Here is a 20,425-nt window from a genome sequence, read left to right as displayed (position 1 = left end):
TAGTTACTGCGATGAAACGTCAAGTGCTTCCGCAAGGGTGAAAGCCTTGGCATAAAGTGCCTTGCCGATGATCGCACCTTCGAGACCCTGAGGCACGAGTTCGCGCAGCTCGATGAGGTCATCGAGACTTGAGACGCCACCAGAGGCGATAACCGGGCGGTGAGTGCGATCCATCACTTGGCGAAGCAAATCGATGTTCGGGCCCTGGAGAGTGCCGTCTTTAGTCACGTCAGTAACCACATAGCGGCAGCATCCGGCTGACTCGAGACGGTCGAGGACCGTCCACAGGTCGCCACCCTCTTGAGTCCAGCCACGAGCAGCGAGCGTCGTTCCGCGCACGTCGAGACCAACGGCAATAGCCTCGCCGTACTCAGCGATTACGTGGGCAGCCCACTCAGGATTCTCCAGCGCTGCCGTGCCGAGATTGATGCGCTTCGCGCCGGTGGCAAGCGCGGCCTCGAGAGACGCATCGTCACGGATGCCGCCAGAAAGTTCAATATTGACGCGCTTCGGCGTCGACTTGATGACCTTCTTGATCATCGCGTGGTTATTGCCGCGACCGAAGGCAGCGTCAAGATCCACCAAGTGGATCCACTCCGCACCCTGGTCAACCCAGTCGTGCGACGCCGCGCACGGGTCGCCGTAGCTCTTCTCGGTTCCCGCTTCGCCCTGAGTGAGTCGAACGGCCTTACCGTCAGCGACATCGACGGCAGGCAGAAGTGTGAGGCTGGGTGTTTTATTGAACTCGCTCATAGATTTGCTCTCTGAAGACCTGATCGCGGAACGCCGCGCACAAGCATCCGATACTAGTGCACGTCGAACTGACGCAAAATCAGAGCGTCTCCAACCAGTTGCTTAGTAGTCGGATTCCGGCTTCGCCAGACTTCTCCGGGTGAAATTGAGTAGCCGTCAGGGGTCCATTTTCGACGGCAGCGAGGAAGCGACCGCCGTGGTCTGCCCACGTGAGCTTGGGTTGTGGAAATGGGGGCTGAACGTCAAGTGTCCACTGCTGTGCAGCATAGGAATGGACGAAATAGAATCGCTCGTCGCGAATCGAATCGAAAATAGTCGTGTCGTCGGGAGTCTCGACCGTGTTCCAGCCCATGTGGGGCAAAACTGGAGCAGGTAACTTTTCTACAACACCCGGCCACTCATCGAGTCCGTCGGTCTGAACACCGTGCTCATCGCCGGAAGAAAACAGCACCTGCATTCCGACACAAATCCCCATCACTGGGCGGCTGCCTGTCAGGCGCTTCTCGATAATCGCACCACCGCGCACTGATTCCAGTGCCGACATGACAGCAGCAAATGCGCCAACCCCTGGCACGAGAAGCCCGTCAGCAGCCTCAGCAACAGAACGGTCAGCGCTCAATCGCACGCTCGCGCCGGCAGCCTCTAGAGCCTTAGCCGCAGAGTGGATATTGCCCGATCCGTAATCCAGAATGACAACTGAGGGCGCAACCACTAGAGCGCACCCTTTGTTGACGGAATTCCGGTGACACGGGAATCGGGCTGAACAGCACCGCGCATCGCACGAGCAAAGGCTTTGAATTCAGCCTCAGCGATGTGGTGGGGGTCACGCCCACCCAAGACAGTGATGTGAACGGTAATACCCGCGTTGAAGCTGATCGCTTCGAAAACGTGACGAACCATCGATCCCGTGAAGTGTCCACCGATCAAGTGCATCTCAAACCCGGCAGGCTCCCCCGTGTGCACGAGGTACGGACGACCCGAGACGTCGACAACCGCTCGAACAAGCGCCTCGTCAAGAGGAACAAGCGCATCGCCATAACGAGAAATGCCGGCCTTGTCGCCGAGCGCCTGTTTGATGGCAAGACCCAAAGCGATGCCAATGTCTTCCACAGTGTGGTGGACATCAATGTGAGTGTCACCGGTCGCCTTCACAGTGAGGTCGATCAGTGAGTGCTTCGAGAATGCGGTGAGCATGTGGTCATAAAACGGGACGCTCGTCTCAATGGATGAGGTACCTGTTCCGTCGAGATTGATCGAGAGTTCGATACTCGACTCGCTGGTCTCGCGCGTGATCGTCGCGGTGCGCTGTGAAGTCATTGCTCAACTCTACCGAGCGCTTGGAGGTCAGCCATCGCATCCAGAAATGCCGTGGTCTCTGCTTCAGTGCCTGCAGTGACCCGCAAGTGGTGAGGTATACCGACATCGCGAATCAAAATGTCTTGAATGAGCAACTTGTTAAACAGTGCTTGCGGATCCGCAACATTCCCGAAGAGCACGAAATTTGCTTCGGTCAGTACGGGGGTGAACCCCAACTCCGCAAGCCCGGCGCTCATCCGGTCGCGCTGAGTTTTAATCTCCCCAACCATCGCGAGCATCTCAGGGGCGTGAGCAAGCGCGGCAACTGCGGCCGCCTGCGTCAAAGCGGAGAGATGGTACGGCAATCGTACGAGTCTGAGGGCATCGGCGATAGCCGGATCGGCGGCCAAGTACCCCACTCGAGCTCCGGCGAACGCGAACGCTTTGCTCATGGTGCGGGAAACAATGAGGCGCGGCCGTCCCTCAAGCAGTGACAGCGCCGTCTCGCGGTCGGAGAACTCTGCATAGGCTTCATCGACGAGCACGATACCGTCGGTCGCGTCGTAGGCGGCGACGACCGTCTCGTTGCTGACGGGAGTGCCGGTGGGATTATTCGGCGAACAGAGAAACACGATGTCCGGCGAAAGGTCAGCTATCGCCGCCACCACTGTTTCGGGAGTGAGGTCGTAGCCGGCATCACGAGAAGCCGTAACCCACTCGGTGCCGGTGCCTGAGGCGATGATGGGGTGCATAGAGTACGTGGGCGGGAATCCGAGAACGCTGCGGCCTGGACCGCCGAAGGCCTGAAGCGTTTGCTGAAGTACCTCATTGGAACCATTTGCTGCCCAGATGTTCGCAGCGGCGAGGCCGTGCCCCAGGTATTCGGCGAGACTCTCCCGCAGTTCAGTGAACTCTCGATCGGGATAGCGATTTGCGGTCATCACTGCTCTTGCCAGCGCCATCACAATATCGGTGGCCACCGCCTCGGGGATGGGGTGGGTGTTCTCGTTGACGTTGAGTTGGATGCTCACCGGATCGGTAGGTGCACCGTAGGGCTTGAGCCCTCGAAGGTCGTCACGGATAGGGAGATCTGAAAGCGAAGTCACTCCACAATGCTAGATGCAGACGGCTGACAAGCGTCACGCTGCCTCAATCAATCAGCCTCTACGTTCTCGCATGCACCACGAGCGAACCGCGCGAAGAGCTAGCGCGCGCTTCTATTCAGAAAAGCTGGCAGGGATCGCGAGCTGTTGACCCGCAAAGACATCTGCTGAGGGAAGCTGGTTGAGCTCAATCAACTGAGCAACAACATCGCGCGGATCGTGCCCAGGAGCATGGGTCTCTGCGATGTTCCACAGCGACTGGCCTGCGGAAACGTCGACGTAAACGAACGCGTTCTCGTTTGACTCCAACGTAGCGGCAGCGTCACCACCGTTGAGGGAGAAAACGAGAGCCGCAACAACCAACGGCGTGGCCGCGAGCGTCATCAAGACGACGCGACCACGCGTTGTGAGGCGAAGACGCGGTGCGGACTGCCGAGCACGGGATTCCGCGTTGGGTGCAATCACTGCAGTGGACATCAAATTCTCCTCTAGGGGTTCCCGCACCCGACTCTCGGCCGGGAGAGTCGGGTGCGAAGCTGTGTTCCGAACATACATTCGAATTGTTCTAATTTCAAGTACATATTCGAACAAGCCACCGACATTGCCTCGCGACACTCGAACAAATGTTTGTTTTTGGCTTGTTCTGCGGATACAGTTTCGAATGAGCCACTGACATTGGAATCGTTAGAGGCAGAAATAGAGGACTCGTGACCGACTCAATAGCCGCAAATGGCGACGCCGCAGAGCGTGGCACCCGCCGGCGAACCAGCTTGAGCGCGAAACAACTCGCGATCCTCGAGATGATTCAGCGAGCAGTCGCTACTCAGGGCTACCCGCCGAGCATGCGCGAGATCGGAGACGCTGTCGGCCTCTCCTCGCTATCGAGCGTTACCCACCAGCTCAACCAGCTCGAGCTCAGCGGCTACGTGCGCCGCGACCCCAACCGCCCCCGCGCCATCGAAGTTCTTATCGACGTGCCAAGCGCCGTCGACGAATCCAGCACGATCAGCCCATCGATGGGTGATGCCGCGATGGTTCCGCTCGTCGGCCGCATTGCCGCCGGTATCCCCATCACTGCAGAGCAGCACATTGAAGAAGTGTTCCCTCTCCCCCGCCAACTTGTTGGCAAAGGTGACCTGTTTATGCTGAAGGTCGTCGGAGATTCAATGATCGACGCTGCCATTTGCGACGGCGACTGGGTTGTTGTGCGCCAACAGCAGACAGCCGAAAATGGCGACATCGTTGCCGCAATGCTCGATGACGAAGCAACCGTCAAGGTATTTCGTCAACGCGACGGTCACACATGGCTACTGCCACGCAACTCCAACTTTGAGCCCATTCTCGGTGACTACGCCACAGTGCTCGGCAAAGTCGTTACGGTACTGCGCTCGCTCTAAGCAGGTTTAATCGCGAGCTCGCGCCCAACGCGCAAGCTCGCGACCAGACGCTACGAAGCTTTACTCACGAACTCTTCGAGCTCGGCTAGTCGAGCCGGGTGCACAAGCGCCCGCACCTGGGTTCCATCTTCGCGATAGTCCGTCGCCAACACGCGCCCCTGCACGTGGAGGCGCGAGATGACTTCTCCACGGTCATAGGGCACGAGCAGAGTCACCTCGACCTCCGGAGCTGGCAAAAGTTCCGCAATACGCGCGTTCAATTCGTCGATGCCCTCACCCGAGCGGGCAGAAACAAAGATTCCCGTCGGCTCAAGTCCACGAATCAACAAACGCTGGTCGTCATCCGCAAGGTCGCTCTTGTTGAAGACAACGATTTCAGGGATGTCGCGGGCACCCAGCTCACCGATGACGTCGCGCACCGTGCTCAGCTGAGCACCGGGATCTGGGTGGGAGGCGTCAACAACGTGCACGATGACGTCAGACTGCCCGATCTCCTCGAGGGTCGACCGGAACGCTTCCACAAGCTGATGCGGCAAATTGCGCACGAAACCAACAGTGTCGCTAAGCGTAAATAGCCGGCCATCTGCTGTCTCCGAACGTCTCACAGTGGCATCGAGCGTTGCGAAGAGCGCATTCTCTACGAGCACGCCGGCGCGAGTCAGACGGTTGAGCAAACTCGACTTGCCTGCGTTGGTATAGCCGGCAATAGCGACACTTGGCACCTCAAACCGGTCACGGTTGGCGCGTTTCGCCTCCCGAGCGGGCGCGAATCCCTTGATCTGCTTGCGTAGGCGAGCCATGCGAGTGTGGATGCGACGGCGATCGAGTTCAATCTTGGTTTCACCAGGACCACGGCTACCCATACCGGCGCCGGCGCCACCCACTTGGCCACCGGCCTGGCGAGACATCGATTCACCCCAACCACGAAGTCGTGGAAGCAGGTATTCCATTTGGGCTAGCTCCACTTGAGCCTTGCCTTCACGGCTTGTCGCGTGCTGGCTGAAAATGTCGAGGATCACCGCTGTGCGGTCGATCACCTTCACGCCGACGACATCTTCGAGTGCACGACGCTGGCTGGGAGCAAGTTCTGTGTCGGCAATGACAGTGTCCGCGCCGGTAGCGGCTACAACGTCGCGCAGCTCGATTGCTTTGCCCTTACCGAAGTACGTGCTTGGGTCAGGGTGCGAACGGCTCTGCAAGAGGCCATCAAGCACCACTGCGCCTGCGGTCTCTGCCAGAGCGGACAACTCCCGAAGTGAGTTCTCCGCTTCCCGAAGCGCTCCCTGACCGTAGATTCCGATCAGCACAACGTTTTCGATCCTCAGCTGGCGGTACTCGACCTCGGTGACGTCATCAAGCTCTGTTGAGAGCCCTCGAACACGCTTCAGTGCGTGCCGGTCGTCTCGATCAAACTGGTCGCCGTCTCGGTCGGCTTCATAATGAGCATCCGATTGGAGCGCTTGCGCCCCAGATGCCCCAGCACCGAAGCGCGTTACGGCAGCATGAGTGGAGCCTTCGCTGGCGAGAACGCGCTCGACGGAACGCTCGGCGTCGTCGCCGTTGTTGGCCTCGATACTGGTTTCTGTCGTGTTTCGCGTCATTGGGTTAACCCTACTTCTCTAGTTTTCGGTAAGTTCTGTTCATGGCTAACGAGCATTACTTCTCGTCTTCACCCGAGAGTGATCTCAAATTGCGGACGATTCACGCGACCATTGCTGGCGTCGAGCGAGAACTTGTCACGTCAAATGGGATCTTCAGCCCCGCGCACATTGACGCGGGAACTCAAGTTCTCTTGTCGAACGTGCCAGCGCCTCCTCCGGGAGGTAACTTGCTTGATCTCGGGTGCGGTTGGGGTCCGATGGCGCTCACCCTTGCCCTCGAATCACCTCATGCAACGGTGTGGGCGGTGGACGTCAACGAGCGCGCACTGGATCTGGTGCGCGCAAACGCCAAGAAATTGTCCATACCCAATATTAACGCGGTTCTGCCCGAAGATGTTCCCGAAGACATAACGTTTATGACTATTTGGTCGAATCCGCCCATTCGCGTAGGCAAGGGCGAGCTTCACAACATTCTTGAAACGTGGCTGCCGAGGCTCGAAATGGATGCGGATGCCTGGCTCGTTGTTCAACGCAACCTCGGCTCGGATTCCCTACATCGCTGGATGGAGTCCGCATTCCCTGACAACTTCACATTCAGTCGCGCCGCCATCAGCAAGGGGTATCGCGTATTACGGGCGCACAAACGCGCAACCGACGCGAACTAACAAAATCTCGGCAGTTAGCCGCTCTGCAGCGCGGAAACTAAGCCAGTTCGAGACTGCCGGTGTAAACGAGTTCCGCCGGACCGCTGAGCGAGACGTGTTCGCCGTCTTCGGTCGGGAACATCCGCACAACCACGGTGCCGCCCGGCACCGTAACGCGCCACTGATGCGGTGCGTTCGGGCCCGCGTAGTGACGAATGGCAAGCGCTGCTGCTACGGCCCCAGTGCCACACGACAAGGTCTCCCCGCTGCCGCGTTCATGCACGCGCATCCGAATCGAACCAACTCCGTCTTTGACGAGTGGATCCGCCGGCACCACGAACTCGACATTCGCGCCGTGCTCGGGCACAGGATCGATTACAGGGATGTAGCCGAGGTCAACACCGTCGAGTTCTGATTCTTCGGCGAGAGCAACGACCACGTGGGGGTTTCCTACGTTGATACCGAGTCCCGGGCGGGCGATCTCAAGCTCTTTCGCTCTCACGAGCGGTTCTCCACCGTCGAGTGCCCAACGCCCCATGTCGACTTGGTAGCCAGCCATGTTGCGCTGAACATCGCGAACACCACCGCGAGTACCAATTGGCAAAGTATCGCCGGGTTCGAAATCCACAAAGCCTTCGTTGGCGAGAAACTCGGCGTAGACACGGATGCCGTTGCCACACATCTCCGAGATGCTGCCGTCCGCATTGCGGTAGTCCATGAACCACTCGGCGTCGGCGTCTTCGGCAAGCGCCGCAGCGCCCGCATCGAGACTGCGAGACCGTACGGCGCGGATGATCCCATCTGCACCAACACCAAAGTGACGATCACAGATCGCTGCAACCTGCTGCGGGGTGAGGTCGAGCTCACCGTCTGGATCAGCGAAGAGCACGAAATCGTTGCCCGTTCCTTGACCTTTTGTGAAGTTAAGCGTCGCCATGCTGACCATTCTCCCCCATCACGATCGCCAGAGCACGCTGGGCACGATCAGCAGCGTCGTATTCGAGCCAGCGGCACTGCGCATAACGTTTGAACCAGCCAACTTGGCGTCGAGCGTAGCGACGCGTGAGCGCCGCCGTTTGCTCGATGGCTTCTGCTTCAGAGAGTGTGCCCTCCAGCTGTTCAATGGCCTGGGCATAGCCGATCGCGCGGGCAGCGGTGGTGCCTAAACCGTGCGGACGCAGCGCACGAACCTCATCGAGCAGCCCGGAATCCCACATATTCTGCACGCGCTCGTTCAGTCTGGCCACTAGCTTGTCGCGCGGAGCAGCGAGGCCAACAATGCGGGTTGACGTCCAGAGCTTGTTTTCTTCAGGTAATCCAGCGCCGAAGGATTTTCCTGTGATTTCGATGACCTCAAGGGCGCGAACTATTCTGCGACCGTTGCTGGCGCCGATCGATTGCGCGGCATCAGCATCCAACTCGCGGAGACGCTGAAATAGGATGCCAGCGCCGAATGTTTCCAGCTCGGCCTCGAGTCGTGCTCGCACGTGCGGGTCGCGGGCAGGGAACTGGAAATCATGAATGACGCTCGAGACGTAGAGACCGGAGCCGCCAACAAGGATGGGTACGTTTCCAGCAGATTGGATTTCTCGAATGATTTGACGCGCATCCACCTGATACTGAGCGACGCTGGCGTCGTCTTTAGGATCGAGGACGTCGAGCAGGTGATGAGGAATGCCGCGTCGTTCACTTATCGGGAGCTTGGCCGTGCCGATGTCCATCCCGCGATAGAGCTGCATTGCGTCTGCGTTAACGATCTCGGCGTGAGTTCCGTGACGCGCGAACCCTTCAGCGATGTCGAGCGATAGCTCTGACTTGCCGGTTCCTGTCGCCCCGACGATGACAACGAGGTCGTGCATGAAGCCGTGCTCGTCACTGGAGACCGCATGCTCGGGATTAGCGGAGGGAGTCTGTTGGGTCATAGATCGGCGTTGTCGAGACACGGATGGTCGGGAGGCCAAGTGATACTCGTGGGCCGGAGTCGGTAGTGGCCGCGCCGGTCGGCACTCCGCAGGACTCGGCTTGTGCGCGATCCCACGCATCTCCGGCTGGGGTTCGACGGATGTCAAGGGTCTGGCCCGCTGGAGTGTCTGCTACAAGGTGAAATGCTGCAGCTTCGGTGATTGTCAGAGTGACGACGTCGCCGGGACGCGGCGTTGCACTGCCTTCGGGAATATCGAAGTGCACAAGTCGCGAGTCTTCGGCACGGCCCGATAGCCTGGCGGTTTCTGCTTGCTTGCGTCCTTCGGTCGCGGTAACCATGACGTGGACGGTGCGACCGATTTGTTTGTCGTTTTCTTCGCGCGAGATGCGGTCTTGAAGAGCCGCGAGTCTTTCGTAGCGCTCTTGTACGACCTCTTTGGGGATCTGGTCGTCCATTGTGGCGGCGGGCGTTCCAGGCCGGATGGAGTATTGGAATGTATAGGCCGAGGCGAATCGCGACTCTTCAACCACACGCAGGGTTTCTTGGAAGTCTTCTTCTGTCTCACCGGGAAAACCGACGATGATGTCAGTGGTGATAGCGGCGTGCGGCATTTGGGCTCGTACTCGGTCAAGGATTCCGAGGAATTTGGTGGAGCGGTAGCTACGGCGCATTGATTTGAGGATGCGGTCTGAGCCGGACTGCAGGGGCATGTGCAGTTGCGGCATCACATTGGGCGTCTCTGCCATTGCGTCGATGACGTCGTCGGTGAAAGCTGCCGGGTGCGGGCTGGTGAAGCGCACACGTTCGAGACCTTGGATCGCGCCGACTGCTCGCAGGAGTTTGCTAAACGCTTGACGATCACCGAATTCAACTCCGTAGGAGTTCACGTTTTGCCCGAGCAGGGTGACTTCGATTGCTCCGTCGTCAACAATGGCTTGAACTTCGGCGAGGATGTCGCCGGGACGTCGGTCTTTTTCTTTTCCACGTAGCGCTGGCACGATGCAGAACGTGCACGTGTTGTTACAGCCTACGGAGATCGATACCCACGCGCTATGGGTGGATTCTCGTCTTGCCGGGAGCGTCGAGGGGAAGACGTCAAGCGACTCAAGAATTTCGAGTTGCGCTTCTTCATTGTGGCGGGCGCGTTCGAGAAGAGCGGGAAGGGAGCCCATGTTGTGGGTTCCAAAGACCACGTCTACCCACGGTGCTTTCTCGAGGATGACGTTCTTGTCCTTTTGCGCAAGACAACCGCCAACGGCGATTTGCATGCCTTCGTGTTCTTTTTTGACGCTGGCGAGCATGCCGAGGTTGCCGTAGAGCTTGTTGTCCGCGTTCTCGCGAACCGCACAGGTGTTAATGACGACGACGTCTGCTTGGCCCTCGGTTGCGCGAATATAGCCGGCTGCCTCAAGGGAGCCACTGAGTCGCTCGGAGTCGTGCACATTCATCTGGCAACCGTAGGTGCGCACTTCGTAGCTGCGTGGGGCGGCCAGTTTCTCATCAATCATGTCTTCCACCTTAAGCCTCTGGACCATCTCCGCTTGACGGTGTGTTACCTAAAGGTGGGCCCGCCAGAAGATTCGCTTGAGCCAGAGGAGAGCGCGGCGGTGACTGCCGCCGAGACTACGGACCCTGAGTACCCCTTGCGCATGAGAAACCCCGTGAGCCGACGCTTGGCTGTGACTCCGTCGAGTGAGCGAAGCTGAGGAGCTCGCTTGAACGCAACCTCGTTCGCGCGCTCTTGCTCCTCGTCACGATCGTCGTCGAGCACCGCAGCAATGTGCTCTTGGTCGATATTGCGTCGACGCAGTTCGGCACGGATAGCTGAAGCGCCAAGTTTCTTTCGATCGCGTAGTGTTCGCGCGAGTGTTTCGGCGAGTGCGGCGTCGTCGAGTAGTCCACAGCTCTCCAGCCGTTCGACTTCGCAATCAATGTCTTCAGATTCGAATTCTCGAGTGGCTAAGAACTGCGTCATTTCGTGTGACGACATGCCCCGTCGAGCGAGTGCCCGCATGCTCACTTGGCTTATCTCCGAGAAGCCGTCTCGCGCTTGACGTCGCTGCGCTTGTGACTGCGCGCGAACTGGCTCAGCTTGAGTCTTGGAGTCATCCGTATCGGGTGTTTGTTCCTTGGAGTGAGCGGGGCTGAAGTCAGCCATGGTCGGTAGTGCACGCACCGGTGCCAGGTCGGCTGCACGCGAATCCGCCCGTCCAAGGGATTCGCCTTGGTCGCCACTAGCTTCGAGCGTTGGTGACTCCTCCGGCGATAAATCCGCCGCCCCGTTCCGTTGGGTACCGGAACGATCCCCAAACAGGTTGATGACGGGTGCGAGAAATTCATCGTCGGAGGAAGTCATAACAGAACCTACTGGCCTACGGCTGTCTTAAGCGGGGTAGCTGCTTTGTCAGCTACTGGCAGCACCGGTCCGTCAGCCTTAGCGCTGGCCTTCGCCGCCTTCTCAGCTTTCTCCGCCTTCACTGCGGCGTCGGCCAAGGCTTTCGCCTCGCTCGCGTTCGCTGCTTTCGCTTCAGCGCCCACACCGAGTTTGCGCATGATCTTCTGTTCAATCTCCAGCGCAATGGCAGGATTTTGGAGCAGGAAGGCTCGCGACTTCTCTTTACCCTGGCCGAGCTGGTCACCGTCATAGGTGTACCAAGCACCAGATTTGCGGACAATCTCATGGTCCACGCCGAAATCGATGAGGCTACCCTCGCGTGAAATTCCGATGCCATAGAGGATGTCGAACTCTGCCTGCTTGAAAGGTGGCGCCATTTTGTTCTTGACTACCTTTACTCGCGTGCGGTTTCCCACTGCGTCCGTGCCGTCTTTCAGCGTTTCGATGCGGCGGATGTCGAGTCGAACCGAGGCGTAGAACTTGAGCGCCTTACCGCCGGCGGTGGTCTCGGGACTGCCGAAGAAGACACCGATCTTTTCACGCAACTGGTTAATGAAGATCATGGTGGTGTTGGTTTGGCTGAGGCCACCGGTGAGCTTGCGCAATGCCTGAGACATAAGTCGGGCCTGAAGACCAACGTGGGTGTCGCCCATTTCGCCTTCAATTTCTGCACGAGGAACGAGTGCAGCGACCGAGTCAATAACGATGAGGTCAATTGACCCACTTCGCACCAGCATGTCGGCGATTTCAAGAGCTTGCTCGCCGGTGTCGGGCTGCGAGACGAGCAGAGCATCAATGTCTACGCCAAGCTTCGCGGCATATTCGGGGTCAAGAGCATGCTCTGCATCGATGAATGCGGCAATACCGCCGTTGCGCTGAGCGTTGGCAATTGCGTGCAGGGTCAACGTAGTTTTACCCGAAGACTCCGGACCGTAGATCTCGACGATTCGCCCGCGGGGAAGCCCGCCTATACCCAGCGCGACGTCGAGAGCGATCGAACCGGTGGGAATCACCTCGACCGGAGCGCGCTCATCGCTGCCGAGGCGCATAACTGAACCTTTGCCGAACTGACGGTCAATCTGAGCGAGGGCTGTCTCTAGGGACTTCTCGCGGTCTGCTGCTGATGGCATTACATCTTCTCCATTGGTCGTAGGTTGCTGCCCATAGGCTGTCGCGATTCGTGTGGACCGATAATGCAAGGTCCGCAACCTCCCGACAAAGGCTGTGTTACTAAATGCCACGTTACGTGCCTGCTCTGACATTCCAGGGCAGCGGCGTGCGGTGTGCGCCCAAAAGCTGTATTCGATTGGGTGTTAGGGAGAAGACTAACAATATCGAACGAATGTTCGAACGCGCCACGCGGGCGAAGAGCTACTGCTTCTTGGGTTCGCGTTGCCCAACGCCGTAGCGACGCTCGGGAGGAACATCCATTGCCTCGCACAATGCCGTCCAGACCTGACGAGCAGGAACGCCACGGGAGAGCGCTTGGGCAGCAGTGACACTACCTACTGCACCCAACACCTGGTCGTTAACGAGCACGCGGCCGTAAGGCTCACCAAACTCATCGGCGACCGCCGTCCAAAACTCGCTCACTCGCATGCAACCACCCTATGTTCGCTCCGCTTAAGTAACGAATGCCCCACTCCACACGGAGCGAGGCATTCGATCTGCACTGGTTAGCGCGAAACCAAATTCGAATCGAACTCGGCAACGAGCTCATCGGGGAGAGTATCGGGGATCGTCGTTGCACCTTCAATGACGGCAAGACGATCGCCAACCTCACGCATGATTACGGAGATCGGTGTATCGAGGGCTTCGGCGACCGAAGCGAGAATTTCTGAGCTGGCCTCTTTTTGGCCGCGCTCGACCTCACTGAGGTATCCGAGGGCAACGCTCGCTTTGCTTGCGACCTGACGAAGGGTGCGTCCCTTTTGAAGGCGCACGTCGCGGAGAACGTCACCGATTTCCTGACGAACTAGAACCATTGGACACTCCCTCTCTGACTGTGTATCGCGACCAGATTATTCTGGATAGTCAAGACTACAGCCACTATCTGTTCAGAACTCTAACCCTTCCAAACTGGAGAGGCCTTGTGAGTTCGCTAACTGTAACCCAGCCGAAACCTGCAATATTCCCACGGCACGATTCTTGCTGTACCCACTTGTGGGCGCTGCCCCTTCCCGCGATCAGTTCTCCGCGGTGAGGTGCTCATACAGACACTCCAAAGCAGCATGCACAGTCTGCACACGGATCGCGTTGCGATCCCCCGTGAACTCAAAGTCACGAGTTTCCACGAAGTTGGTAGCGGCGAAGCCAATAAATACTGTGCCTGGCACTTTGCCTTCGTGAGAGTCCGGGCCCGCTACGCCCGTCGTAGCCAGTCCGTAGGTTGCCTGCTGCTCACCGACACCAAGCACGTCACGCACGCCGGTGGCCATATGAGCAGCGACATCCGGATGCACGGTGCCATGAATCGCCAACAGACTCGCATCGACGCCAAGAACTTGGTGCTTGATAGCCGTGTTGTAGGCGACAACGGCGCCGTTGAGCACAGCGGACGCTCCCGGCACAGCAACAAGCTGAGCGCAGAGCATCCCTCCGGTCAGCGACTCCGCTAACGCGATAGTTTGTCGATGTGCGGTCAGAATCGCCACGATTTTCGTGGCGAGTTCTTCAGTATTCACTGGTGAAGGGTCACGCTCCTGAATTGGATTTGCGGGTGTGACGCCATGCCCGCCACAGGTATTCAACGCCCGTGTACACCGTAAGAACGACAGCGACTGCCATGACGGACCAATTGAGCCATAAGACCCACGGACCGAGAACGGTGAAGAGCGGTACGAGGAAAAGGGAAATAGCGACGGCCTGCAGGACCGTCTTGAGCTTGCCACCGCGTGAGGCGGGGACGACAACCTTCGAAAGCACAGCGAAACGATAAATCGTGATTCCGAACTCGCGAACCAAAATGAGAATCGTGACCCACCACGGCAGCTCGCCCAAGATCGACAGGGCCACAAGCGCGCCGCCCGTGAGAACTTTGTCGGCAATCGGATCCAAAATGATTCCGAGGTCCGTGATGAGGTTTCGCCCGCGAGCCAAGTGCCCATCGACAGTGTCAGTCACGATGGCGAATATGAAGAGTGCAGCCGCAAGGTATCTGGTGAGACCCATCTCGCCGTCATCCAGTAGCAAAAGCCAGATGAAGAGAGGTGCAAGAAAGATTCGAACAACGGTGATGATGTTGGCGATATTCGCAATAGAGGCCGGCGTATCGCCGTCGCGAATCATCCGACCACGCAGCGAACTAGTTCGTTCGGGCGGAGCAGAAGGTGATGCTGGTTGGTCGCTCACGCGATCACTCCCGATCAGTCAAGTTCCAAGCGTCTTCATCTGAGCCGCCTTCTACTTCATCGTATCCGCTGAGCGATTCCTCCACAGCGTCTACCGGTGCTGGTTCCTCTTCGCCGCGCAATCGCGCGAGCACTGAAGGAAGCTGCTCGGCAGTGACGAGCACGTCGCGCGCTTTCGAACCCTCCGATGGGCCAACAATCTCTCGAGACTCCAAGAGGTCCATGAGACGGCCAGCCTTAGCGAAACCGACACGAAGCTTGCGCTGCAACATCGATGTCGACCCGAATTGGGTGCTTACGATGAGTTCAGCGGCCGCCAACAGTTCTTCGAGGTCTCCGCCGATGTCAGCATCGATGTTCTTCTTCTCGGCAACCGCAGCAACATCGTTGCGGTATTCAGGCTGGGCCTGAGCAATGACATGCTGCACGATCTCGGCAACTTCACTCTCGGGAACCCAAGCGCCCTGCACTCGGATCGCCTTGGAAGCGCCCATTGGCAAGAAGAGAGCGTCACCCTGACCGATGAGTTTGTCTGCGCCGGGCTGATCGAGGATCACTCGAGAGTCGGTCATGCTCGATACTGCGAATGCCAAGCGCGACGGCACGTTGGCCTTGATGAGACCGGTAACCACGTCGACACTCGGTCGTTGGGTTGCCAACACCAAGTGGATACCGGATGCACGCGCAAGCTGCGTGATTCGAACAATCGAGTCTTCGACGTCTCTCGGCGCAACCATCATGAGATCTGCCAACTCATCAACGACGATGAGCAAGTACGGGTACGGCTTCAGCTTGCGCTGACTGCCCTCAGGCAGCTTGATCTCCTCTGCGACCACGGCGCGGTTAAAGTCGTCAATGTGACGGTAGCCGAAGCTCGCTAGATCGTCATACCGCATGTCCATCTCTTTCACGACCCAGGCCAGCGCTTCTGCCGCCTTCTTGGGGTTGGTGATGATGGGAGTAATCAGATGCGGCACTCCCGCATAGATCGACAGCTCAACGCGCTTGGGGTCGATGAGCACCATTCGCACCTCAGCAGGCTTCGCCCGCATCAGAATCGACGTGATCATAGAGTTCACGAAGCTCGACTTACCCGAACCAGTAGAACCCGCCACTAGCAAGTGGGGCATTTTGGCAAGGTTCGCTACAACGAATCCACCCTCGACATCTTTTCCGAGGCCAATCGTCATCGGGTGCTCACTCTTAGTGCTCGCGCTGGAGCGCAGTACGTCACCAAGCGACACGATCTCGCGATCCTTGTTCGGGATCTCAACACCGATAGCGCTCTTGCCAGGGATCGGCGAGAGAATGTTGACCTCGTTGCTTGCGACGGCATAACTAATGTTGCGGGCCAGCGCTGTAACACGCTCAACCTTGACACCGGGGCCGAGTTCGAGCTCGTACCGGGTAACCGATGGTCCGCGACTGAAACCGGTGACCGTCGCGTCCACACTAAATTGTTTGAGAACCTCAGTGATCGACGCGACTACTTCATCGTTGGCGGCTGAACGCGACTTGGGTGGCGTTCCCGCAGACAACATGGATGCTTGGGGAAGACGGTAGACGGCGTTCGATGCTTGGGGCGTGGTCTCGTGCGGGCCGTCGAACTCGCCAGCGGTGCCCTTTTCGCTGGCTTTGGTAGTAAAGCCGGGGAGAACGCGAGGCCCGTCGTCGCGCATTTCAGTGGCCGGGGCATCCACTTCGCCAGTGTTGTAGTTCTTGACAGCTTCTTCGGCTTTAAGAAGATCTTCGAGTAGCTCGACGCCGAACTGCTCTTCCTTTTTGGTGAGGTCTTTTGCTGCTGGAGGCGGCGTCGGGTTGACGACCTCGGTGGCTTGATCTCGGGAGATCACTGGGCTGTCGAAAGCTTTATCTTCGCTATTTTGTGACTTGTTTCGACGCCACCATGGCAGCGATGACGTGTCGTTGTCTCCCCCAAGACCGATATCGGTCAGCGAACCAAATTGAACGGAATCGTTCATATTTGTGCTCGACTTAGCCTTAGCCGCGGCCCGCTCTTCATCACTCTGGAGCTGTGCGCCAAAGAGGTAAGCGTAGAGCTCACGAAGTCGCGAAGGGAGACGATTCGGTGGGGTCTTCGTGATGATGAACAGCGAAAGCACAAGCAGCAACACGATTACGGGCACGGCAAGCAGTGTCGTTCCCAGCCAAATAAGGGGATTCGCCATCATCCAGCCGAACACTCCCCCGGCCCGCGCGATGGTTTCTGCTCCCTCAGAGGGGTGCGGCTGGCCGCTGAACACGTGACACAGCGCTGCCACTGTGACAATGAGAATGCTGAGACCGATACCGATGCGACCGTTGTCATGAACGCTCGACGGATGGCGAAACATCCAGACAGCAAGAAGCAGCAAAATCACCGGCAAAGCAAACGCGACCCGCCCAACGAGGCCACCAAAGGTGTAGGCGTCGAGCGCAATTGCTACCGAGTCTGTGGGGTTGAACCATTCAACGACCGCGCCAACGATTGCGAGAACAAAGAAAAGAAACGGAACACCGTCTCGGCGTTCGTCTTTAGTGAGTTCTTCGCGGCCAAACACGCGAAAAGCGCCGCCAACCATGTGAGCAAGCGCCATCCACATTTTGGTGAGAGGACCCTCAGGCTCAACGGGAGCTTGCTTGCCGCGGGGCAGTCGCTTGGTTGCTTGAGTCTTGTTCGAAGTGTTTCTGGCGCGAGGTTTCGACGCACCCGAGCGCGAGGTCGACGATGTACGCGTAGCCATAATTCAAAGCTACCTGTGGCCTCTGTCAGAGTGATGCAGCGACACTCAACCTGCCAAGCTGCGCTCAATGCGCGCGCTAATAGCGGATGGCATCAATCACCTTCACTTTGACGGCGACGATGGCAGGCATGAGGCCAGCAAGGACACCAACAGCTGCGGATGCCGCGAGCGCGATCAGCGCAGCCTCTAGCGGATACGGCGGCAGATCTTGCACACCGGGCGCAATCAGATTCTGAACGGCGGGGTTTTGCACGATCGCAATCGAGAGGGCAACCCCGATTACGCCAGCGGCGATCGTTGCGACGACGCTCTCCATCATTACCGCGAAAAACACGCGTCCGGCTGTAGCGCCAAACGCACGACGGACTCCGATTTCTCGCACGCGATATTTCACCGTCACAAGAGAAATATTGACAAGCCCCAATGCGCCAAGAAGGAGAATGAGACCTGCGATACCGCCAATGACCCATTGGAGTGGTTCGAGAGGGTTGGGTCCACCCCACGCCAGATAATCATTGCGGTTCACACTCGGTTGGACGTCTTCGCCGTACTGTGCGCGCATGTCGCGATCGAGGAGGTCGACCAGTTGAGAAGATTGTTCTTCGGGAACCCACATCTCGAAACTCGAATCGCCTGCGTTAGCGGCCTCAGTGCCGACGAGCGCGCTAAAAGGCGACGCAAGAATTGACACACTCAACCCTGAGGCGTTCGGCTCCGGCGCGAGGACCCCAACGACCACAGCCGTAGTCACTGTGTCAGCGGAAAGTTCAATCGTGGGGTGCAAACGCAGGTCAGGACGCCCAAGTTTCTCGTACAGTTCGTCGTTGATGACCACTGACGGCGCGAGGTGCGTCTCATCGTCTTCGGTCAGCCAGCGGCCCTCGGCAATGTCTAGTCGATGCATTACGCCGTATTTGTCATCCACACCCAACAGGGCGGTGAACTGTGTGCCGTCTGACAGCTGAATGCTGGCGCTTCCTCGACGGACGGAAGTTGAGTGACTCACCTGATAGCGCTCGACGAGTGTTCCCATGAAATCGAGGAACTCTGCTGCATCAGCTTGCTCATTAGTCACCGTAGAGAAAGGTGGGTATGCCATGATCGTCGCCGGCCGACCGCTTTGCTTCTCGTACTGTTCAGTCTGGGCTTGTCCAAATACCGCTCCGGCGCCAACAACGGTCGCAAGAGCGCAAACCGCTACCCCAATACCGATCAAACTCAGAAGCACTCGGGTGCGGTTGATGCGGACTTCGTCCCATGCCTCAACCACAGAACCCACGAGGCCGCTCAACAGTGAACCACGCGGTTCTCGCGTTGTTTTCGCGAGCTCGTAGTTGGGGCGCACGACGACGTCGGTACCCGGCTCTACCGCTGCATCAGGCTCAGGCTCAGGCTCAGCCCCTGCCTCGCGATCTTTCTTGTGAAACCACCTCATAGCGCAGCTTCCGGAAGTGACGTCGCCAGCATCCGACGCACATCAATCGCCGACAGTACCCCGTTGTCTAGTCGATAGTGCCGGCGAGCGAGCGCTGCAACGTTGGGGTCGTGGGTAATGGTGATGAGAGCGGCACCGGATTGCTCCGCAACGGTGTCGAGTAATTTCATGACAGTCGCACCGGTCTCAACATCGAGCGCTCCGGTCGGTTCGTCAGCGAGGATCAGTCGCGGGCTGCGCACGAGTGCTCTCGCGATGGCAACACGCTGTTGCTCACCGCCGGAGAGTTTGTCTGGCATTGATGTCATCCGCTCACTGAGGCCGACCCGGTCGAGCATCTCTTCAGCAAGAGCGCGACGGCGCCAAAACTGACGGCCAGACGCGTACAGCAGTGGGGTCATAACGTTCTCGAGCGCAGTACGGCCCGCCAGCAGATTGAATTGCTGAAAAATAAAACCGACATCGCGCCCTCGTTTGCGGTCTCGCTTGCCACCTGAGAGCTTCGCTAACGGGGCACCGTCAAACACGATGCGACCAGTTGTCGGGTTATCGATGAGTCCAAGCAGGTTGAGGAGTGTCGACTTACCTGACCCAGAACGCCCAACAATGCTGATGTGGTCACCAACATCCACAGCAAGATCAACGCCCTTAAGGATGTCGAGACGACTGAAGTCGGGAAGCTCTACCGAGCGCGTTACGCCTTCTAGCGATAACAACGGCATCAGTAGCACACCACGCTATCGCCATCTTTGTAGCAATTGTCCGGCAGATTTTCCTCGTCGATCGCATCAGCACCGGGAACAAACTGCAAGATCACGTCGCCGATTTCCAGTCCGGAAACAATCTCAACGGTGATGCCATCGTTAAGACCAAGCACGACTTCGCGCACCTCGGTCGTGCCGTCAGGGAGCACGAAATAAACATTTCCCGAGCTGGCGAGTCCCTCGATGGCAGTAACCGGGGCGACCATGACGTCTTCAGCGACACCGCCAGCGATCGTCAAATCGGCGCTGAGACCAGGGAACACAACAACATCACTCGGCACGACACAGGACACTGTTGGTCCGGATGCCGCTTCCCCACCGGCTTCTGTCGCAGCCGCAAACGTGATGCTCAGTCCGGTACACGTGAACGGCGCCGGACCTCCGTTGATGGCAACACTTGCTTCGGTGGGACGGTCGACGAGTCGGTACAACTGCGCGGAGGGAACCGTGCCGGTCACGAGGTATGACGGTGGAGCCACGCTGCCGACGGGTGACCCCACCTGAAAGGAGGAACCGACGAGCGTAGTGAAGTCGGTGAGCGTGCCGGTGGCTGGCGCAACGACCACCTTCCACTGAGTTCCTGGCGTTCCGTCGGCGTTGACCACCTCGGCTCGCAGCTTCAGGATCTCTTGGCCCTTCTTGACAGCCTGACCTGCCGTGACCGCAACCTCACGCACTTCTCCGGAAAGCGTCGCAGGAATCGGGACACTAGCGGCAGCCGTCACACTCCCCGTCAATTCGACATCGTTAGTGATCGTTCCCGTCACCACTTCGTAGTGCTGCTCCTCAATCGCGACCGTCGGAAACTCTCGGTCATCCACAGCGAGCGCATCGCCAAAGAACGCAAACTTCACGAGGGCTGCCGCAATAACAGAAAAGATGATCAGCCAAATAATGGGGAATACCCACCTGCGCGCAACACTCATTCGATACTCCGAATCCAGAATCGGCTCGCCATAGCAACCGAGCAATCTTCACATCACACCATCAAAAGTGACAAAAGACAAGCCCGGCATTCG

The 20,425-nt window shown here is 58.3% G+C and carries 21 protein-coding genes; 2 read left to right on the top strand and 19 right to left on the bottom strand.

The features are described 5' to 3' along the window. Positions 1 to 3 precede the first annotated feature (3 nt). The 5 genes from priA to AC061P_RS05645 form a co-directional block, all read right to left on the bottom strand. Entirely contained in the window at positions 4 to 753 is a 750-nt protein-coding gene (gene priA / locus AC061P_RS05665; RefSeq protein ID WP_449648980.1) for a bifunctional 1-(5-phosphoribosyl)-5-((5-phosphoribosylamino)methylideneamino)imidazole-4-carboxamide isomerase/phosphoribosylanthranilate isomerase PriA, read from the bottom strand. A gap of 79 nt (positions 754 to 832) precedes the next feature. Then, a complete protein-coding gene (gene hisH, locus AC061P_RS05660) occupies positions 833 to 1,465 on the bottom strand; it encodes an imidazole glycerol phosphate synthase subunit HisH (RefSeq protein ID WP_449648979.1) in 633 nt (210 codons plus the stop codon). Further along, entirely contained in the window at positions 1,465 to 2,070 is a 606-nt protein-coding gene (gene hisB / locus AC061P_RS05655) for an imidazoleglycerol-phosphate dehydratase HisB (protein WP_449648978.1), read from the bottom strand. The genes hisH and hisB overlap by 1 nt, the downstream gene beginning before the upstream one ends. Then, positions 2,067 to 3,155, bottom strand: a complete 1,089-nt coding sequence (locus AC061P_RS05650) for a histidinol-phosphate transaminase (protein WP_449648977.1) — start codon at positions 3,153 to 3,155, stop codon at positions 2,067 to 2,069. The genes hisB and AC061P_RS05650 overlap by 4 nt, the downstream gene beginning before the upstream one ends. A 111-nt stretch (positions 3,156 to 3,266) precedes the next feature. Further along, positions 3,267 to 3,629 (bottom strand): LysM peptidoglycan-binding domain-containing protein, encoded by a 363-nt coding sequence (locus tag AC061P_RS05645; RefSeq protein WP_449648976.1) that lies wholly within the window; start codon positions 3,627 to 3,629, stop codon positions 3,267 to 3,269. 230 nt (positions 3,630 to 3,859) lie between these two features. On the opposite strand from AC061P_RS05645, the gene lexA reads away from it, so the two are divergent. Then, a complete protein-coding gene (gene lexA / locus AC061P_RS05640) occupies positions 3,860 to 4,549 on the top strand; it encodes a transcriptional repressor LexA (protein ID WP_449648975.1) in 690 nt (229 codons plus the stop codon). 50 nt (positions 4,550 to 4,599) lie between these two features. Here the strand turns inward: lexA and hflX are convergent, their stop codons facing one another. Further along, positions 4,600 to 6,150: a GTPase HflX gene (gene hflX / locus AC061P_RS05635; RefSeq protein ID WP_449648974.1), complete on the bottom strand. Its 1,551-nt coding sequence runs from the start codon at positions 6,148 to 6,150 to the stop codon at positions 4,600 to 4,602. A gap of 41 nt (positions 6,151 to 6,191) precedes the next feature. Between hflX and AC061P_RS05630 the strand changes: the two genes are divergently transcribed. Continuing rightward, complete coding sequence (locus AC061P_RS05630) at positions 6,192 to 6,815, top strand: class I SAM-dependent methyltransferase (RefSeq protein ID WP_449648973.1); 624 nt, start codon at positions 6,192 to 6,194, stop codon at positions 6,813 to 6,815. 37 nt (positions 6,816 to 6,852) lie between these two features. Here the strand turns inward: AC061P_RS05630 and dapF are convergent, their stop codons facing one another. The 13 genes from dapF to AC061P_RS05565 all read right to left on the bottom strand — a co-directional run bounded on the left by dapF (position 6,853) and on the right by AC061P_RS05565 (position 20,332). Further along, complete coding sequence (gene dapF / locus AC061P_RS05625) at positions 6,853 to 7,731, bottom strand: diaminopimelate epimerase (protein ID WP_449648972.1); 879 nt, start codon at positions 7,729 to 7,731, stop codon at positions 6,853 to 6,855. Continuing rightward, positions 7,718 to 8,653 carry a tRNA (adenosine(37)-N6)-dimethylallyltransferase MiaA gene (miaA, locus tag AC061P_RS05620; RefSeq protein ID WP_480392162.1) on the bottom strand — a complete coding sequence of 312 codons (936 nt, stop codon included), beginning with the start codon at positions 8,651 to 8,653 and terminating at the stop codon, positions 7,718 to 7,720. Before miaA ends, dapF begins: the two co-directional genes overlap by 14 nt. 37 nt (positions 8,654 to 8,690) lie before the next feature. After that, complete coding sequence (gene miaB / locus AC061P_RS05615; protein ID WP_480392031.1) at positions 8,691 to 10,226, bottom strand: tRNA (N6-isopentenyl adenosine(37)-C2)-methylthiotransferase MiaB; 1,536 nt, start codon at positions 10,224 to 10,226, stop codon at positions 8,691 to 8,693. Positions 10,227 to 10,270: 44 nt separating this feature from the next. Further along, on the bottom strand, positions 10,271 to 11,074 hold the full coding sequence (locus AC061P_RS05610) for a regulatory protein RecX (protein WP_449648970.1): 804 nt from the start codon (positions 11,072 to 11,074) through the stop codon (positions 10,271 to 10,273). An 8-nt stretch (positions 11,075 to 11,082) separates the two neighbouring features. After that, positions 11,083 to 12,243 (bottom strand): recombinase RecA, encoded by a 1,161-nt coding sequence (gene recA, locus AC061P_RS05605; RefSeq protein ID WP_449648969.1) that lies wholly within the window; start codon positions 12,241 to 12,243, stop codon positions 11,083 to 11,085. 241 nt (positions 12,244 to 12,484) lie between these two features. Further along, positions 12,485 to 12,712: a DUF3046 domain-containing protein gene (locus AC061P_RS05600; protein ID WP_449648968.1), complete on the bottom strand. Its 228-nt coding sequence runs from the start codon at positions 12,710 to 12,712 to the stop codon at positions 12,485 to 12,487. Positions 12,713 to 12,789: 77 nt separating this feature from the next. Then, on the bottom strand, positions 12,790 to 13,098 hold the full coding sequence (locus AC061P_RS05595; protein WP_009771924.1) for a helix-turn-helix domain-containing protein: 309 nt from the start codon (positions 13,096 to 13,098) through the stop codon (positions 12,790 to 12,792). 201 nt (positions 13,099 to 13,299) lie between these two features. Continuing rightward, the gene (locus AC061P_RS05590; RefSeq protein WP_480392030.1) at positions 13,300 to 13,797 is read right to left on the bottom strand and encodes a CinA family protein; all 498 of its coding nucleotides are present in this window, start codon (positions 13,795 to 13,797) and stop codon (positions 13,300 to 13,302) included. A gap of 10 nt (positions 13,798 to 13,807) precedes the next feature. Then, positions 13,808 to 14,464, bottom strand: a complete 657-nt coding sequence (gene pgsA, locus AC061P_RS05585) for a CDP-diacylglycerol--glycerol-3-phosphate 3-phosphatidyltransferase (protein ID WP_480392029.1) — start codon at positions 14,462 to 14,464, stop codon at positions 13,808 to 13,810. 4 nt (positions 14,465 to 14,468) lie between these two features. Continuing rightward, entirely contained in the window at positions 14,469 to 17,207 is a 2,739-nt protein-coding gene (locus tag AC061P_RS05580) for an FtsK/SpoIIIE family DNA translocase (protein WP_480392028.1), read from the bottom strand. Positions 17,208 to 17,283: 76 nt separating this feature from the next. Then, positions 17,284 to 18,642 (bottom strand): ABC transporter permease, encoded by a 1,359-nt coding sequence (locus tag AC061P_RS05575; protein WP_480392027.1) that lies wholly within the window; start codon positions 18,640 to 18,642, stop codon positions 17,284 to 17,286. After that, positions 18,639 to 19,364: an ABC transporter ATP-binding protein gene (locus AC061P_RS05570; RefSeq protein ID WP_449648963.1), complete on the bottom strand. Its 726-nt coding sequence runs from the start codon at positions 19,362 to 19,364 to the stop codon at positions 18,639 to 18,641. Before AC061P_RS05570 ends, AC061P_RS05575 begins: the two co-directional genes overlap by 4 nt. After that, the gene (locus AC061P_RS05565) at positions 19,364 to 20,332 is read right to left on the bottom strand and encodes an efflux RND transporter periplasmic adaptor subunit (RefSeq protein ID WP_449648962.1); all 969 of its coding nucleotides are present in this window, start codon (positions 20,330 to 20,332) and stop codon (positions 19,364 to 19,366) included. The genes AC061P_RS05570 and AC061P_RS05565 overlap by 1 nt, the downstream gene beginning before the upstream one ends. Positions 20,333 to 20,425 lie beyond the last annotated feature (93 nt).

This window comes from Rhodoglobus sp. G.S.4 (assembly GCF_056619605.1).
This window is presented reverse-complemented; position numbering and strand designations above follow the sequence as displayed.